General features: G+C 54.6%; 18 protein-coding genes and 1 tRNA gene. 2 read left to right on the forward strand and 17 right to left on the reverse strand.

The window, feature by feature from the left end:
- Both ACK4S7_RS10885 and ACK4S7_RS10890 read left to right on the forward strand, forming a co-directional pair.
- A partial coding sequence (locus tag ACK4S7_RS10885; RefSeq protein ID WP_409646722.1) for an FAD-dependent oxidoreductase occupies positions 1–956 on the forward strand: 956 nt, incomplete at its 5' end.
- Positions 956–1,582 carry a trimeric intracellular cation channel family protein gene (locus ACK4S7_RS10890; protein WP_409646724.1) on the forward strand — a complete coding sequence of 209 codons (627 nt, stop codon included), beginning with the start codon at positions 956–958 and terminating at the stop codon, positions 1,580–1,582. The genes ACK4S7_RS10885 and ACK4S7_RS10890, both read left to right, overlap by 1 nt.
- Here the strand turns inward: ACK4S7_RS10890 and msrA are convergent, their stop codons facing one another.
- The 17 genes from msrA to ACK4S7_RS10975 all read right to left on the reverse strand — a co-directional run.
- Positions 1,583–2,218 carry a peptide-methionine (S)-S-oxide reductase MsrA gene (gene msrA / locus ACK4S7_RS10895; protein WP_409646726.1) on the reverse strand — a complete coding sequence of 212 codons (636 nt, stop codon included), beginning with the start codon at positions 2,216–2,218 and terminating at the stop codon, positions 1,583–1,585.
- A gap of 40 nt (positions 2,219–2,258) precedes the next feature.
- Complete coding sequence (locus ACK4S7_RS10900) at positions 2,259–2,441, reverse strand: hypothetical protein (protein ID WP_409646728.1); 183 nt, start codon at positions 2,439–2,441, stop codon at positions 2,259–2,261.
- A 126-nt stretch (positions 2,442–2,567) separates the two neighbouring features.
- Positions 2,568–3,770 carry a pyridoxal phosphate-dependent aminotransferase gene (locus ACK4S7_RS10905; RefSeq protein ID WP_409646753.1) on the reverse strand — a complete coding sequence of 401 codons (1,203 nt, stop codon included), beginning with the start codon at positions 3,768–3,770 and terminating at the stop codon, positions 2,568–2,570.
- A 67-nt stretch (positions 3,771–3,837) separates the two neighbouring features.
- Complete coding sequence (pabB, locus tag ACK4S7_RS10910; protein WP_409646729.1) at positions 3,838–5,586, reverse strand: aminodeoxychorismate synthase component I; 1,749 nt, start codon at positions 5,584–5,586, stop codon at positions 3,838–3,840.
- A tRNA-Gly gene (locus ACK4S7_RS10915) sits at positions 5,586–5,659 on the reverse strand. Before ACK4S7_RS10915 ends, pabB begins: the two co-directional genes overlap by 1 nt.
- A gap of 53 nt (positions 5,660–5,712) precedes the next feature.
- Positions 5,713–6,558 (reverse strand): S-formylglutathione hydrolase, encoded by an 846-nt coding sequence (gene fghA / locus ACK4S7_RS10920; protein WP_409646730.1) that lies wholly within the window; start codon positions 6,556–6,558, stop codon positions 5,713–5,715.
- On the reverse strand, positions 6,555–7,061 hold the full coding sequence (locus tag ACK4S7_RS10925; protein ID WP_409646732.1) for a prolyl-tRNA synthetase associated domain-containing protein: 507 nt from the start codon (positions 7,059–7,061) through the stop codon (positions 6,555–6,557). Before ACK4S7_RS10925 ends, fghA begins: the two co-directional genes overlap by 4 nt.
- A 12-nt stretch (positions 7,062–7,073) precedes the next feature.
- Entirely contained in the window at positions 7,074–7,454 is a 381-nt protein-coding gene (locus ACK4S7_RS10930) for a VOC family protein (protein ID WP_409646733.1), read from the reverse strand.
- Between the two features lie 17 nt (positions 7,455–7,471).
- A complete protein-coding gene (locus tag ACK4S7_RS10935; protein WP_409646735.1) occupies positions 7,472–8,584 on the reverse strand; it encodes an S-(hydroxymethyl)glutathione dehydrogenase/class III alcohol dehydrogenase in 1,113 nt (370 codons plus the stop codon).
- Positions 8,585–8,645: 61 nt separating this feature from the next.
- Positions 8,646–9,419, reverse strand: a complete 774-nt coding sequence (locus ACK4S7_RS10940) for a molybdopterin-dependent oxidoreductase (RefSeq protein ID WP_409646737.1) — start codon at positions 9,417–9,419, stop codon at positions 8,646–8,648.
- The gene (locus ACK4S7_RS10945) at positions 9,416–10,255 is read right to left on the reverse strand and encodes a cytochrome b/b6 domain-containing protein (RefSeq protein ID WP_409646739.1); all 840 of its coding nucleotides are present in this window, start codon (positions 10,253–10,255) and stop codon (positions 9,416–9,418) included. The genes ACK4S7_RS10940 and ACK4S7_RS10945 overlap by 4 nt, the downstream gene beginning before the upstream one ends.
- Before the next feature lie 88 nt (positions 10,256–10,343).
- Positions 10,344–13,058, reverse strand: coding sequence for a collagen binding domain-containing protein (locus tag ACK4S7_RS10950; RefSeq protein ID WP_409646741.1), 2,715 nt, complete (start codon positions 13,056–13,058; stop codon positions 10,344–10,346).
- Between the two features lie 22 nt (positions 13,059–13,080).
- Positions 13,081–13,935 carry a molecular chaperone gene (locus tag ACK4S7_RS10955; RefSeq protein WP_409646743.1) on the reverse strand — a complete coding sequence of 285 codons (855 nt, stop codon included), beginning with the start codon at positions 13,933–13,935 and terminating at the stop codon, positions 13,081–13,083.
- A gap of 179 nt (positions 13,936–14,114) precedes the next feature.
- Entirely contained in the window at positions 14,115–14,609 is a 495-nt protein-coding gene (locus ACK4S7_RS10960; RefSeq protein ID WP_409646745.1) for a DUF4402 domain-containing protein, read from the reverse strand.
- A gap of 223 nt (positions 14,610–14,832) precedes the next feature.
- Positions 14,833–15,762, reverse strand: a complete 930-nt coding sequence (locus ACK4S7_RS10965; RefSeq protein ID WP_409646747.1) for a ParB/RepB/Spo0J family partition protein — start codon at positions 15,760–15,762, stop codon at positions 14,833–14,835.
- The gene (locus ACK4S7_RS10970; RefSeq protein WP_409646749.1) at positions 15,759–16,538 is read right to left on the reverse strand and encodes a ParA family protein; all 780 of its coding nucleotides are present in this window, start codon (positions 16,536–16,538) and stop codon (positions 15,759–15,761) included. Before ACK4S7_RS10970 ends, ACK4S7_RS10965 begins: the two co-directional genes overlap by 4 nt.
- A 2-nt stretch (positions 16,539–16,540) precedes the next feature.
- Positions 16,541–16,953: RsmG family class I SAM-dependent methyltransferase (locus ACK4S7_RS10975; protein WP_409646751.1), on the reverse strand; the 413-nt coding region annotated here is incomplete at its 5' end.

The following is a 16,953-nucleotide window of genomic DNA, read 5'->3' on the forward strand; positions in this document are numbered from 1 at the left end:
TAGAAATTGACCAGAAGGTCATTGTCGACTCCACTGGCGCACTTGCCTTGCCCACAGTGCCAAAGCACCTTGTGGTCATCGGCGGCGGTGTCATTGGCCTTGAACTGGGCAGCGTGTGGCTGCGTCTTGGCGCGCAGGTGACTGTCGTGGAATATCTCGACCAGATCCTGCCCGGCATGGATGGGGAAGTCCGCAAGGAAGCCGCGAAGATCTTCAAGAAACAGGGCTTCAACATACGCACTGGGACGAAAGTCACAGGGGCCACCGTTAATGGTGGAACGGCAACGCTGACTGTGGAACCGGCCGCAGGGGGCGCCAGCGAAACGATCGAAGCCGATTGCGTCCTCGTCGCAATTGGTCGCCGTGCAAACACCGACGGCCTTGCGCTCGATAAGGCTGGCGTCACGGTCAACCAACGTGGGCAAATCGAAATTGGTCATGATTTCCAGACCAGCGTTCCAGGCATTTATGCCGTGGGTGACGTTTGCCCTGGCCCAATGCTGGCGCACAAGGCCGAGGATGAGGGCATCGCTGCCGCAGAGTTTGTGGCTGGCCTGACGGGAATCATCAACCATGACGTCATCCCCGGCGTCGTCTATACTTATCCCGAGATTGCGAGTGTTGGCCTGACGGAGGAAGAAGCCAAAGAGAGTGCTGCTGCTTCGGGCGGCGAAATCAAAGTGGGCAAGTTCCCGATGATGGCGAACAGTCGGGCAAAGACAAATCGAGACACAGACGGTTTTGTGAAGGTCATTGCAGACGCGAAGACTGATCGTGTCCTGGGCGTGCACATCATCGCGTCGATTGCTGGCAGCATGATTGCCGAAGCGTGCACCGCGATGGAATTTGGGGCGACGTCGGAAGACATTGCCTATACTTGCCACGCCCACCCGACGCATGCCGAAGCTCTCAAAGAAGCGGCAATGGCTGTAACCGGCAAGCCGATCCACATGTAATGATAACCCAGGCGGTCCAGATTGCGCCGGCCATGATCTCGTGGCTTGATCTATTTGGTATCGCTGTTTTCGCCGCCTCAGGGGCTTTAGCGGCTGCCCAACGGCAACAGACGCTGGTGACCTTTTCCTTCTTCGCTCTCATTACCGGAGTTGGCGGTGGCACAGTGCGTGACCTGTTGATCGGCGCGCCCGTGTTCTGGGTTCAGGATTGGCGTTTTGCCGCAACCTGCATGATTATGGCAATGCTTGTTTGGATTACACCACGCAATGTCTGGAATGCCCGCGCGCTGGACTGGTTCGATGCGGTTGGAATTGCCATCTACGCCGTGTTCGGCACCTGGAAATCCCTAACGCTTGGTGTGCCTTTATTGCCCGCCATGATGATGGGCGTCATTACGGCCTGCGTTGGCGGCATTATACGTGATGTGTTGGCAGGTGAGCCATCAATCCTGCTAAAGCCTGAAATCTACGTAACCGCCGCGGCACTTGCCTCAGGCCTGTTTGGGCTGCTGATGTATTTGGGCCTTCCGGTGTGGCCAGCCGCAATCATCAGCGCGCTGGCCGGATTTGCCTTGCGCGCCATGGCGATCTGGAAAGGCTGGGCTATACCAGCCTATCGCGGGTAACTACCGCACACGGTTCGCAAAAAGCCGATTGAGATTGGCAATCTTCGGCTTGTCCCACTGCAGTATATACGGATGCTGCGGGTTCTTTGCCATGAAATCCTGATGATAGGATTCCGCCGGAAAGAAGCTTAGAGGTTCAATCGTGGTGACGATCGGCTTCTTCCAATATGCCGCCTTGTCCAGTTGCGCAATATAGGCCTGCGCGGCAACGCGCTGTCCATCATTTACGGGGAAAATGGCGGTGCGATATTGCGCGCCTCGGTCGGGTCCTTGGCGATTTATCTGGGTTGGGTCATGCGCCACAGAAAAGAATATATGCAGCAAGTCGTTATAGCTGACGAGAGCCGGGTTATAAAACACCCGCACAGATTCCGCATGCTTCGTCCGGCCAGCACTGACGAGGTCATAATCCGCTGTCGCTTTTGTGTCGCCTGAATAGCCGGGTTCAACTCGGGTCACGCCCTTCACGCGTTCGAAAACTGCCTCAACGCCCCAGAAACAGCCACCTGCAAATACGGCAACCTGCTGCGCCTTGGGCTCAACGATAGCTTTTGCAGGGGCCGCTATGCGGATACCCTCCGTTGCGTGTGCACTGCCGACGGGCGCGCCGATCTCCGACCCACAGCCGGCCGCCATTCCCAATAGCAATACCAGATTTAGAAGGCGGAAGACACGTTTAGGGGTTCTGTGATGCTGTTTCATAGGACAGGTTTCCAATGGAGAGCGACTGCGCAGTTTCAGCCTTAACATCATTCGCGCTGGCTGGCTTTATAAACGCCAAGCCTGCAACGCCGAGTGCAAATCCGCCGATTAAACTGAGGAATAGATCTGATCGCACGAAGTTGAATATGCGGTCCATCGGTCATCTCGCTTTCTGGCTACCTGTATTAAAGCTAAGGTAGATACGCCTGCCCGCTACAAATAGTTTCAAGCAGACCTCAGATTAAATGAGCGTTAACGCCGGTGGATATTGGAACAAGCCCGTTCAAGTGAGCGCAGCGCAAGCCGACTGGATGCGCGTGCATGCTTCTTTTAGAATATCCGACGAAGTTGCGTAAGAAATGCGGAAACCGGGCGATAATCCAAAGGCTGCACCATGCACCGCAGCAACACGATATTCGTCGAGGAAATAGTCGATAAGATCAGCATCGGTTTGGATGGTCCGCCCTTGAGGCGTTTTCTTGCCCATAACGCCCGTAGCGTCAGGATAGACGTAAAATGCGCCTTCAGGCGTGGGGCAGCTGAGGCCAGGCGCATCGTTAAGCATCGCTACGACAATATCCCTGCGTTCACGAAACGCGATGTTCCGTTCGCGCAAAAAGTCTTGCGGGCCATTCAACGCCGCGAGCACCGCATATTGGCTGATCGAACACGGGTTACTGGTGGACTGCGACTGCAAATCGGCCATTGCTTTAATGAGCCAGGCTGGGCCGCCCGCGTAGCCAATCCGCCAACCTGCCATGGCATAGGATTTCGAAGCGCCATTCATCGTCAAGGTACGATCATACAGGTCTGGGCAGACCTGAAGCATCGTTGCGAAGGGCTTTGGCGCATACCAGATATGCTCGTACATATCATCCGACAGCAGCATCACATGCGGGTGTCTTAACAACACCTCGCCCAGCGCCTTCAACTCCGCCGCGTCATAGGCGGCCCCTGTCGGGTTGGAAGGGGAATTCAAGATAAGCCAGCGCGTCTTGGGGGTAATGGCTGCATCCAGCTGCTCAGGAGTAATTTTGTAATTTTGCGCGGCTGTTGCCATGACGATGACTGGCGTACCGCCTGCAAATTGGACAATATCGGGATAGCTCACCCAATATGGCGCAGGGATGATGACTTCGTCGCCCGCATCGATAGTCGCCACAAGCGCGTTGAACAAAGTGTGCTTTCCGCCCGAGTTGACGGTGATTTGCTTTGGCGAATAGTCGATATTGTTATCGCGCTTGAACTTGGCGATGATTGCCTGCTTCAGCGGCGCGATGCCGTCCACTGCGGTATATTTGGTCATTCCGTCCCGGATCGCCTGAATGGCAGCATCTTTGACGAAGTCAGGCGTGTCAAAATCTGGCTCGCCAGCAGACAGGCCGATGACATCAATACCTTGCTCTTTCAAATCGATCACGCGGCCCGACATGGCGAGCGTCGCAGAAGGAGCAATCCGCCCAAGGGCAGCCGACAGACGGTCAATCATCATCATACTTTCGCGCTATTATTGAACAGAAATTGCGTGCCTGCCCCTAATGGCTCGTCAAAAGTTACGCAACCCTGTTGGCCCTTATTAATCCCCGCAGACTGTTGCCGACCCAAAATTGCTCGCCTAAATCACGGAGCGTCAGATCAGCCTCTTCGGCTTGCCCAGTCTCAAGCAGTTCACGACGCAAAATGGACGGGAGCAGCCCAGTCTCCAACCGAGGGGTAAGCAACTTGCCGTCCCGTTCCACAAACACAGCGGTTATGCTGCCTTCGGTAAGCAGACCGTCCGTTCCGACAAAGATGACTTCATCGCAATCGGGTCGCGATTTGCGCGCATTATCGTAAAAGGCGCGGTCGGTGATTTTGTGACGCAGCCGAAAATCCTGCGGAGTAACCGGAAGCGGGACAACGCCTACGCGCCATTCGGCAACATCTTCCAAGGGCCAGATTTCAACTGCCTGCCCACCGTGCCGCGATACCATGAGCCGGATTTTCGAAAGATGTTCAAGGTGAAATATCCCCGCGTGCAGGCGATTGCGCATTTCATGCCGATCGAATTCAAAACCAAAGGCCATGGCGCTGGTCTTCATCCGCTCAAGATGTTGCTCGAGCCGCATGATCCCCGTCATGGGTTCAAAACGCATCGTTTCAATAAGATCAAACCCGTGACTATCCAATTTGGCAAAATCCCCTTTGGCCAGACACTCGGCCCATTCATCTGTTTCGTTGGAATCTGCTACGATCCCAGACCCCAAGCCGAACGTGAGCGACTTCGTTGCATCACACACGGTAAATGTACGAATGGCAACGTTGAATGCAGCATCGCCATTGTTGTCGATCCGGCCGAAAGAACCGCAATAAACACCGCGCGGTGCAGTTTCGACTTCTTCTACAATTTGCATTGCCCGGATTTTAGGTGCGCCGGTAATCGAGCCACACGGAAATAGGGCCGTTATGACGTCAACGGCATCTTTGTGGTCGCTCAACACGCCTGTAACCGTGGAAGTCATCTGATGAACGGTCGGATAGCTTTCAATGTGAAATAATGATGGTACCTCCACCGACCCTGCTGTGCAAACCCGGGACAGGTCGTTACGCAGCAGATCCACAATCATCAAATTTTCTGCCCGCTGCTTTGGTTCAGTGCGGAGTAACTCAGCCACTTCGGCGTCCTTTTGGGGATCAGGCTGACGCTGGGCCGTTCCCTTCATTGGCTTCGTCGTGACCCTCTGGCCCTTTAGCGCGAAAAACAGTTCCGGGGAAAACGAAAGATAATGCGCTTCGCCGGTCCAGATGACACCGCCATAGCCGGCGCTGGCGCGCTTACGTAATGCAGCATATAAGGCCAGCGGGTCACCTGCATAATCAGCCGTCAGCGGAAATGTCAGATTGGCCTGATAAATATCGCCTGCGCGGATATAATCCTGCACCGTTGCGAATGCCTCGCTGTAATCGGCGCGTGAAATGCTCGGGCGAAGCTCGGAAAGCCAGCAACCAGCGGGATCGGGCAAGAATGACGGCAAGGCGTCTGTGGCTATGCTTCTGAAATCTCTAAATAACCCGAACCAAGCATTTAATCCATCGGCCGGGGACAAATTGGGCAGGAAGTGCGTCCCTGCTTCATATCCCAAAAAGCCGGCGGCATGGAGCCCGTCATTTTGTGCTTGTCGAAGCGATACCAATAGCCGGTCGATGTCGTCGCTCGTGCGGGCAGTCAGTATCTCGACAGGGTTAGCATAAAGGCGCGCAGGCGATGCATCATGCTCCCGGGCATCATCCAACAAGACAAAGGGCCCGTCCGGCGAAATCATGGAGCGGGTGAGGGGAATCGAACCCCCGTATTCAGCTTGGGAAGCTGCTGCTCTACCATTGAGCTACACCCGCGAGGCATTTGGCATTTTACCCCGCCATGTTCGATTTCGCCAGTGCCCAAAATCTCAGCCTTTCAATCGATCAGCATGCCAGGTCAGATGCGCGCCCATGAAGGTTGAGATAAAGTAATAGCTGTGGTCATAGCCGGGCTGCATCCGGATGGTCGCTGGCTGGCCGACTGCTGCGCATTGCTCGACAAGTAAATGCGTCTTGAGTTGCGTCTCAAGGAAATTGTCGTCGCTGCCTTGATCCACCAATAGGTCAGGCAGGCGTGCGCCATCTTCGATCAGCGCCACGCTGTCATAGGCACGCCATTGCGTCCGATCCTGCCCGATATAGCCCCCCAGTGCTTTTTCGCCCCACGGACAGTCCATTGGCGATACAATAGGCGCGAGCGCAGAGGTTGAGCGGAACCGTCCCGGGTTTCGTAGGCTGATGGTCAATGCGCCATGGCCGCCCATGGAATGCCCCATGATTGCTTGCCGCTGCATGTCGGCAGGGAAATTTGATGCAATGATCGCCGGCAGTTCGGTCTCAACGTAATCCCGCATCCGGTAATGCGTATCAAAGGGTGCTTGTGTGGCGTTCACATAAAAGCCAGCACCAAGGCCGAAATCATAGCCACCTTCTGCGTCATCAGGAACGCCCTCGCCACGGGGGCTGGTGTCGGGTGCGATGAAAATCAAGCCAAGTTCAGCACATGCGCGCCGGAATTCACCCTTTTCTGTCACATTGGCATGGGTGCAGGTCAGGCCCGACAGAAACCACACGACCGGAAGCCGTTCGCCCTTAGTGTGGGGTGGCACGTAAACGGAGAACGTCATGTCAGTCCCCGTTGCCGTCGATGCGTGGCGATAGACACCTTGAACGCCGCCAAAGGCCATATTGGTGGACACAGTTTCGAAAGTCATACCGACTCCATTATCGGAATAGCCCTGATGAACGGTGGATGCCGCCAAAATGTTACTGCCCGAACAAGGTCATCAGGCGCAAGGCCAAGTGTCGCCGTATTGCGCAAGGGATGACAGTTGATGAGCTCCGCCTCCATCAAGGAAGCATCAAGAACAAACCCCACTTCGCCAGCGGAGTCATTCATGATGGCCAGAGCAGTGACCGACCCGGGCGTTACCCCAATCAAGTGTTCCATGTCTTCGGCTTTGCCAAAACTGACGCGTCCGCATCCGATGGCGGCGGGCAGTGCTTTAAGATCAACGCGGGCGTCGGCTGGAACGGTCACGAGAAAATACTTCCCCGCTTTATCCTTCAAGAAGAAGTTCTTTGTATGCGCGCCTGGTATTGCATCATTGTGCTGGCTGCTCTCCGCCACTGTGAAGACAGCGGGATGTTCATATACTTCGTAAACGATGCCGAGCGCAGCCAAGTCATTATAAAGCTGCGCTTCGGCATCGGTCATGGCTGTGGCGTATCAGTCAGTAACACGGTGCAAAGCGCACAGTTTATTGCCATCAGGATCGCGCAAATAGGCCAGGTACAATTTCATCCCGTTGCCTTCCCGGATGCCGGGCGCATCCTCAATGGCTTCCCCGCCATTGTCGACGCCAGCCTGATGCCATGCATTGGCTTGCTCTGGCGTCATGGCGAATCCAATGGTGCAGCCATTGCCATGCGTCGCTGGATTGCCATCGATCGGCGGGGTGACAAGGAACATCGATCCGTTGTGCATGTAGATCAAACGGCCCTTTGGATCCTGAATACCGGGCTTTCCACCCATCGCGGCGAAGGTTGCGTCGTAGAATTTTTTTGAACGGGCAATATCATTGCTGCCGACCATCATGTGACTGAACATATTCGTCTCTCCCTCGGTTAAAACACGACAACGCTGCGGATGCTTTCCCCAGCATGCATCAAATCAAAAGCTTTGTTGATGTCTTCCAGACCCATGACATGCGTAATCATCGGGTCAATCTCGATTTTGCCGGTCATGTACATATCGACGATCTTTGGCACATCTGTGCGCCCTTTGGCCCCGCCAAAAGCGGTTCCACGCCAGTTACGGCCTGTTACCAGCTGAAATGGTCGCGTGGAAATTTCCTTGCCGGCTTCGGCGACGCCAATGATGATGCTTGTGCCCCAACCGCGATGGCACGCCTCAAGCGCAGTCCGCATGACCTCCGTATTCCCCGTTGCATCGAAGGTATAATCCGCGCCGCCCTCAGTCATCTGTACAATTTTTGCGACAACATCTTCGCGGCTCATGCCCTGGGAATTGAGGAACGCTGTCATTCCGAACTTGCGCCCCCATTCCTCGCGGTCAGGGTTGATGTCCACGCCGATGATCATGCCCGCACCCGCCAATCGCGCGCCTTGGATAACGTTCAGGCCAATACCGCCAAGGCCAAACACAACAACATTGTCGCCCACCTGCACCTTAGCCGTGTTTACAACTGCGCCAACACCCGTCGTTACGCCGCAACCGATGTAACAACTTGACTGGAACGGCGCATCTTCACGAATTTTGGCAACTGCGATCTCCGGCAAGACGGTGAAGTTCGAAAACGTCGAGCAGCCCATATAATGGTAGATTGTCTGCCCCTTATAACTGAACCGGCTTGTTCCATCAGGCATCAGCCCCTTTCCTTGCGTCGCACGAATTGCGGTGCATAGGTTGGTCTTGCCAGAAAGGCAGCTTTTACACTGCCGGCATTCAGGCGTGTACAATGGGATGACATGATCGCCAGCCTTCACGCTGGTCACGCCCGCGCCAACCTCGCGGACAATCCCTGCGCCTTCATGGCCAAGCACCGATGGGAATATGCCCTCGCTGTCAAAACCGTCGAGCGTATAAGCGTCGGTGTGGCAGATGCCCGTCGCCATGATTTCCACGAGCACTTCGCCTGCCTTTGGACCTTCAAGATCAAGCTCAACGATTTCCAAGGGCTTTTTGGCTTCAAAAGCTACTGCGGCGCGTGTCTTCATGTTGCATGGGTCTCCCTATTATCTACAAAGGCTTTTCCATTAACGGCGCAGGCGTGCAAGCCTAGATTCCGGCATACCACTCATAGTCACCGACATCTTCCCAATATCCGCCCTTCCCGCCGTAGAATGTTGATAGATCGTCCGTTGCTTCGATACGCATGACATATTTGGCGTGCTTGTATCCCAATTGACGTTCCACCCGGAGCCGGACGGGCGCTCCATATTTCACTGGAAGCGTTTCGCCGTTCATACTCCACGCCAATATGGTCTGCGGATGAAAGGCGTCGATCAGGTCAATCGATTCATAATAAGGGCGTGCGCCGTAATTGTCGGCACAGTGAAAAACGATATACTTTGCTTGGTTCGACAATCGCGCCTGTTGTAGCAAGAGCCGAAGCGGCGTGCCTTGCCATTGTGCAATGGCGCTCCATCCCTCCACGCAATCATGCCGCGTGATCTGCGTGCGCGCTGGCATCGATCTGAGCGCGTCCAGACTAACATTCATCGGGTTAGCCACCATGCCATCAATGCGCAAACGCCAATCTGCGAAATTGTTTTGCAGATGCGCCAGATAGTCCGTTGAAGTCCCGGTCAGCGAACCATTGGTTTTAAACACCGGCGAGATGTCCGACATCGCAAATTCGGGTGCCAATGTCGCGCGATGCGTCAGCGTGCGGTGCGTCGCTTGGTTCAGCTTTTCCGCCACCCGCAGAGCAGACCGAAATGTCGCATTCTCATTCATGGCGTCACAACCACTTAGGATCAGCGCGCTGCTCCCCAAGGTTGCGCCACGCAGCAGGTCACGCCGGCGCAACAATTTGCGGTCATAGGTCATGACATGCTCTCCGCAGAATCGGATTTCGGCGACGGCATATGCCACCCGGTTATCATCGAACGGACGCCATTTATTGGTCGGGAGAGCAGGACCATAACCAAATGCACGCCTACGAAAATGCTCAATAAAGCTGCTGCAATGAAATGAAGGGACCGCGCTGATTGCCGTCCACCAAATATGTCTAACAACCAAGGCCATGCTGCATTCATGGCTGGGGACATAGTGATCCCCGTCAGGATCAACATCGGGAGTAAAAGGAATATCACCCCAATATAACTCAATTTTTGTATTATATTATAGTTGCTTGCACCGTGCGCATCGCCAAAGCGCAGCCGGGCATGATTTTTAATGTCGCTCCAAAGCGCGCTTAAGCTCCACTCCCGCTGGCGAACGTGCAAGTCCTTGCGGATATGCCCGTTGAACAACGAAACGAGCATAAACGCCGTCAATCCGAATGCGAACAACCATGCAAAGGCGAAATGCCAACGCCGCGCAGCCGCGAGATCATAGTGGGTCGGTATCGTTGCCCATCCGGGAAACGCGACCCGACGCAACTTGTCATCAGCATCCAAGGAGAGTCCGAGAACGCCAGTGGTTTCTACCCGCGCGTTTCCGATTCTCACAAAACCCGTTGTGCGAGTGTCGTCAATTTGCAACCACGCATAATCTTCGCGTGACCCATATGCACCCCAATAAAGTTGCGGATGCGCATTGAAGATCATCAGACCACTCATTAGCAATATCGTGGCAAAAACGGCGTTTGACCAATGCCAGATCCGTGTGGACAGTCGGTGCCGCTTCACCCCATTCTGTTTCAAAGATCGCGCTGCATCCATAAATTAACTCCCGCGCAAAGCCTATGCGAGCCTTTTCTATTCAGCAACAGCAACGCGTAAATCTGCGCGTGGATGCAATGCCGCCCGTTTAGGGCCCCTGGGCTGCGCCGGTGGGTCCCGTGGCAATATTCGCAAGCCGTGGAACCGCTCGCGCTATGATGACACCCATATCGACAGTGCCGCTTGCTTTGCTTAGTGCCGCAACACCCGGCAGTTCTGTGGCCACGCCTATAATGTTGGCGGATAAAGGCGCGACGCGGACGCGATAATTGCCGTAGGGCACAAATTCGAAAAGGAAAAACCCGTCATATTCAGTGCGGCTAGACTTTACGACCCGGCCATCTTTATCAAGAAGCTCGACATCGACACCGCTCAGCGATTTTCCACCCTCACGCTGCAAGCTTCCTGAGATTTCGCCCGCAGCAACAAGTGGCAGCTCAATGATTGTCGGAATGCCGGGGCGCGGTGTGATTACAATGCCGCTTGTGGCCGGTTGAACGAAGGGATCAGGCAAGCTTGATGCATCAATCCCAATCAGAATATGCTCATAGGGTACAAGGCCATCTATGATAGTGCGCCCTTCGGTGTCGGTCGGGGCCCCACGACCCGTTGATCCCGCTGTCAGTTCGACATTTTGCTGCACAGCCTCATTGGCCTGACGGATGCCGTCGGCATTGTCGTCCTGAAAAACGACAGCAAATGCCTGTCCAGATGATGCAAGCTTTTCTGCCGCCACGCGAATCCCGCCCCTGTGCGGGTTTGGACCCAGGCTGAAGGCGAGATTCAATCCGGCTGCGACGGATCCATCACTCGCGGCCTCCACTTGTCCTGTTATGGCAAAATGTTTGAATCTGCGGCTGTGACCTAGTGACAGACGCCCCCGCGAGTCGCTTGCGGAGTAGCCCGCTGCAACTTTCCAGTCGGCCCGCTCTCCCGCCCGCCATTCACCCGTAATTCTGGATTCGCGGAATCCGGCGTCTCCGGACAGAGCAAATGTTGCTTCGCCGCGCAGACGCAACCCACCTACCCGTCCGGAAAGCCGTAATGCTGAATCAAGTCGCGAGGTTGCATCGACGCTGCCTCTGTTCCGGTCTTGCGACCATTCGAGTTCCGCGCTCGCGTTTAACTTACTGACTTGAAAGGAAACTCTCGATGCAGCCTCAATACGGCTGCCTCCGTCGATCCGCTCAATGTAGCGCAGCTCGCCGCGAACAGGTAAATACGTGCGTCCGAATTTCAACACATGGTCAAGCGACATGCTGTTAAAATGCCGGACATCCTTATCATATCGCTCGCTCTGATAGTTTCCGAAAAGCCAGGCACTTTCCCCGGTCACAAGCGCTTTGCCCACTTGTGCCAGCACTTGTCCCCGCAATGCATAGCCGCCAATAATATTGGCGGCACTTGCCATTTCAATCAGGGTGGGCCCGACAGCGCGGCGGACCGACGCTTCAAGATAATATTGGCGCTGTCCGCGCAGCATTGAGCTAAATAGCGACGCTGCGACTGACGTCTTTGGGTCAAGACCCCGTTCCAAGCCAAATCCCGCACGCCAGCCAAGATAATCATTCTGTTCCGCGCGGCCCACATTTACCAGATCGCGTCCCGCATCCTGTATAGCAGCCCAGTAATAAGTTTCTCGCGGCGGAATGGAGTCCAGGCCAACTGGAATCATTTTCACTTCACGGCGCACTTGCCCTTGAGGGCCGTATAATACCACCTCAAACCTGTTCTGGCCGTAAAGCAAGTTCACGTCGAGAAATTCGAAGCGCCCGTCGCCTCGGCTTTGGACATAGCCGATTAACTGGTCGTTACGGTAAAGCTCCGCATCCCACCCTTCGGGCAATTCTCCTCGAAAGACGGTGCGGTCGAAGCTGGCTGGCCTGTTCAGAGGGCGGTTTGTAACAAAGGCGCCGCGCCCTGCAGTGGTTTGAATACCAAGCGCTGTCGCATTGGTGGCCACATCCCCCAAGGCAAAATGTGTTGCGTTGAGCGGCCCCAAAAGTTCACTCCCGGGATCCGTCCGGTAAGCACGGAGCCGAAGGCTTTCTGGAACGCCCCGACCGTTTGATGACAGCCGCGCATCGAATGATGCCCCGGCCACTTCGCCAGTAGCGAAAATCTCGTAACGTGCGTCGGCCCGCTTGCCGGAGCGCTGATCATGGGCTGCGCTTATCGACGCCACGACGTCAACGGAGGGCGGACGGAACAACTTATAAGGATTTGACGCTTGCGGCAGGCTACTCAAGTCGAATTCTTTCGGCGCTCTAACCTTAGTCGCGCGTGCTTTGCGCTCTTCGGCAAGTTCGAACGGCAGTTTCCGGTTAGCGTTGATCAGGATTAATGCATTGGATTGGTCCACTTTAAGTGTCACATCCAGCCAATCGGCCATCACCACCGCGGAAACACACCAACCCTCAGGTACGTCCCGAACGTCCGCTGGCGCGAGCTTTTGCGTGTTGTTCATGATTTGTACTATGCCAGCTTCGCGATCGAGCGAGAACGTCCGGCTTTCTTCGAACAACCACCCAGTTGCGCGGCGCGACTTCTTGTCCAGCCTTATCGGCAAATCAAATGCAATTATCGTATCGGCCAGATCAATGCAAATGCCAGTGTCGGTTTGATAACCACGCACGCCATCGCCGAGGCGCCACTGACCAGCGCGTACATCCAACAACAAGGCATCATCCTCATTGGCTTGCCAGCCCGACGCAAAAGCAGGAGCAGCCGGGATCACAAGTATCCCGGTTGCGACGGCAATTGCCGTCATTGCCTTTACGGCCTTTTGGAGGATGTTACGCATTCAGGATTTCGTGACCACAAAGTCAGGGCAAAATGGAGCGCACCTGGCTAATAAGGCCGCCACCTGCTTCAGGTGCCTCATAATAAGAAATGATGACTTCGCCGCGCAACTGAACCGCAAGCTGCGGGGTTATGGGAATAGACACGGTCCGCCGGGCTATTTCCGGATAGGCCGCGATGCCTTTTGTCACGCTAACTGGCGCTGGAATACCGGGTTTCGATACATGAATTTCACCAAAAAGGGATCTGTCGCCGGATCGATTGAGGTCCAGTTCCAGCGTCGGCCCCTCCTCGTCCATGCCAAAGCGGACATTACTCAACGTCGCTGTGGCCTCAAGATTACCCTTTCGGACTATGACTGGAATGCTGATGCCGTAAATCGGCGTGATCTGAATTCTGAAGCCTTCGGTTGTATTGCCGGACACATCCGCAGGAGGAGTTTTGGGGATAGCGCGAAAAAGCATATGCGCACGATATTCCCCATCCGGCAGTGCTGCATCCGGTTGAATGCCAATTCGAATCGATTGTGGCTGGTTCGGCGGAAGAGTGACGCGCCGCGGTGCATAACGTACGGCGGTTAACGCCGCTTTTTCCTTTTCCGTGATCGATTCAGGATTCACATCTTCCAACTTGCCCTGGTCATTCATCCGGCGCAGTTCAAGCGTGACGCGGTATGTTGCCTCTTCGTCGCCAATATTATTGAGGATAACCTCAGTTCCGCGCGGGCTATCCAAAATGACTCGCGTCGGCGCGATCAGCAAATCTCCTGCGGCGTGCGCAGGCACGGCGGCGGTCAACGGTATAGCTGACAATAAAATGGTCAACGCAGCCCTAGGGCCGGGTTTCACCCGGTGTGCTTTTCCCAGCAATTTAAACATGTTATATTCACCCACATTGAATTTGTGTCGGGCGGTCAATCCCTCCACACTGGTCCGTTGTGGCAACATGCATGAATATGGTTACTATCCTGCTAACGATATCTGCGGACAAAAAAAGCCCCCGGAGGCCAGGCCACCGGGGGATCAATTTTTACAAGCGTTGGAATATGATTTTGGGCTTATTGGTAGTCCGCAGAGACCGTATAGGTACCAGTATAGTTGCCCGCCGGTTGGCTGGCGCCAACAGCCAAGCTACCGCCGACGTAAAATACCTGTGGTGCGCCAACTGAGGTAAATGACGTGATTGACGGCGTAAGCGCAAGCGTCATGGTATTGCCGCCCGATGTTAATGTTGTCGATGCTGGCACCGAAATCGCCACCGTAAAGCCGGTCGCTGCGCCACTGACCGTAAATTGACCACGCTGCGCAGTCCCGACACATGTCAGTCCTGCGGTACAGGTGCGGGTGTCGGCGCCGGTAGGTAGCTCTACGGTTCCAGCAGAGGCACCTGAAGCAACGACACCGAAGTCGAGCGAAGCGTTTTGCGCGAGCTGGACTGCTGCAATGATGTCAACTTCGGCATTTGCAGTTTGAGTAGCGGCTTGAGCGCCGGTCGATGCCGTAGCGGCAACAGCCATCGCGCCCAAAAGGGCGATTTTCGTCTTGTTCAACATAGTTCTGGTCCTTTGTGACAAAGCAGTTTTGGAATGCCCCACTGCATTCGACGCCCTGTATGCACATGGAATCATAAAGCTTTGCTGCACATCGTGGTTAACAGCCGTCGCCTGGCCCCGGACCATGGCTATGATTAGATAGATAAATATCAATAAAAACAGTATCTTGTGATCAAATTGCGTGTTCGAAAGGTTAACGCGTAAATTTTGGACGCGGCTATGGTTAAAATTTTTCGCCGGTTAATCGCTGACACAACATATCCAGTTGGTCCAAACTGCCATATTCAAACGTGACCGCGCCAGCGCCTGTGGCATTCTTTTGCGCGATGCGCACCCTTAGTCCCAAGAGATCGCCCAGATGCGACTCGACCGCGCGAATATCGGCATTTTCCGGTTGGATGGCTGCTGCTTTGTTGTTTTTGTTCTTGGGCGCACGTTCCTGCTGCACAAGTGCTTCGGTTGCGCGAACCGACAAGCCATTTTTAATCACTAGCATTGCCAACTGGACAGCATTGGCGCTTCCCAAGAGAGCCCGCGCGTGACCCATGCTCAATTTCTCTTCAGAGACCAAGTCGCGCAGCGTTTGCGGCAAATCCAGCAAGCGCATCATATTTGCGACATGGCTGCGCGATTTGTTTACCAACTCGGCAAGCTCCGCCGCACTATGTCCAAACAGTTCGGTAAGCTTTCTATAAGCCTCCGCTTCTTCTATCGGATTTAAATCCTGTCGCTGGATATTCTCAAGCAGCGCAATTTCAAGAGTTTCGGCATCATCGAAATTGCGCACGATAGCGGGGAGATCATGCAATTGCGCCCGCTGCGCCGCCCGCCACCGACGTTCACCCGCGACGATCTGGTAGCCGCCTTCAAAAGGGCGCACGACTATGGGCTGAATTATCCCATGCTTTGCAATGCTAGCCGCAAGTTCATCCAGCTTCTCATCGGAAAAATGCCGCCGGGGCTGATCCGGATTGGGACGAATGTCTACGACCGACAAAGTGGCCACGCCCGGGCTGCGCATGTCACGTTCCGACGATGCTTTCGCCGTCGCCTTATCGCCGCCTAGCGCCTCGCCCAACAAGGCATCTAAACCCCGCCCCAAGCCCATCTTCTTTTTCAGGGGCGATTTTTCTGACAAATTGTCGTTGCTCACGCTGCTAACTCCCGGGCCGGCAAGCGGCCAATCAATTCTCGTGCAAGTTGGATATATGCTTCTGATCCAGAGCATCGGTGGTCATACACTAACGCAGGCAGCCCGTGGCTGGGAGCTTCGGATAAACGCACATTCCGCGGAATAACCGTATCAAATACAAGTTCGCCCAAACAACTGCGCACGTCGTCAGCCACTTGTTCGGTCAGTCTGTTGCGCTTGTCATACATTGTGAGAGCTACGCCCATGATGGTCAAAGCAGGATTGAACCGCCCTTGAATTCGCTCAACTGTTTGTAACAACTGGCTTAATCCCTCGAGCGCAAAAAATTCACATTGCAACGGTACCAAGATCGAATCTACCGCCACAAGTGCGTTGATGGTGATCAGTCCGAGCGAAGGCGGACAGTCTATCAAACAAATGTCCCAGTGCGCATCGGATTTGTCAAAAGCTGCTTTCAAACGACCTGTCCGATCTTCATACTCCACAAGCTCAATCTCTGCGCCGGACAAATCAACCGTCGCGGGCACCATATCCAGATTCGGAATCAGGGTAGGAATCGCCGCGTCCTTTAACGATGCATCACCAAGCAATAGATCATAGCTGCTATGAACCCGCTGGGCTTGTTTCAGGCCCAACCCGGTAGAAGCATTACCCTGGGGATCCATATCTACCAGCACACAGCGCCAACCACTTGCGGCAAGCGCTGTCGCAAGATTGATCGCGGTTGTTGTTTTTCCGACCCCACCCTTTTGGTTTGCTATGGCTATTCGGATCATGGCTATTGCCCCTGTTTTTCGAATTTGGTGCGTTTTGCGCGCTCGTCCGATAAAGTGCCGACGAGAATTCCCGCCTCTTGGTCGGTTACGCTGGTCATAACCTGAAAATTACCATCCCAGACTTTTCGTGCCTCGTCCCAATCTTGATTTGCATTACGCCCCTTTGGCAATAGCCACAAAGTGTTATTTGTGGAAAACCGAGCGGCGAGCTCAAACAATTTCGGCAATGGCGCAAACGCCCGTGCGCTAATGACCGAAAATGGGGCAGTTTCGAGTCGTTCAAGGGTTATGCCGGCAACATGAACATGCGTGGATAGATCAAGCATTTCCACTGCACGCTCAAGGTATTCAATTCTGCGCCCACGCGATTCCACAAGTGTGACGTGGAAATCTGTGAGCATGGCAATGATGAGGC

Origin of the sequence: Sphingorhabdus sp. (assembly GCF_046292425.1) — a bacterium.
In the GTDB taxonomy this organism is placed as follows: domain Bacteria; phylum Pseudomonadota; class Alphaproteobacteria; order Sphingomonadales; family Sphingomonadaceae; genus Sphingorhabdus_B.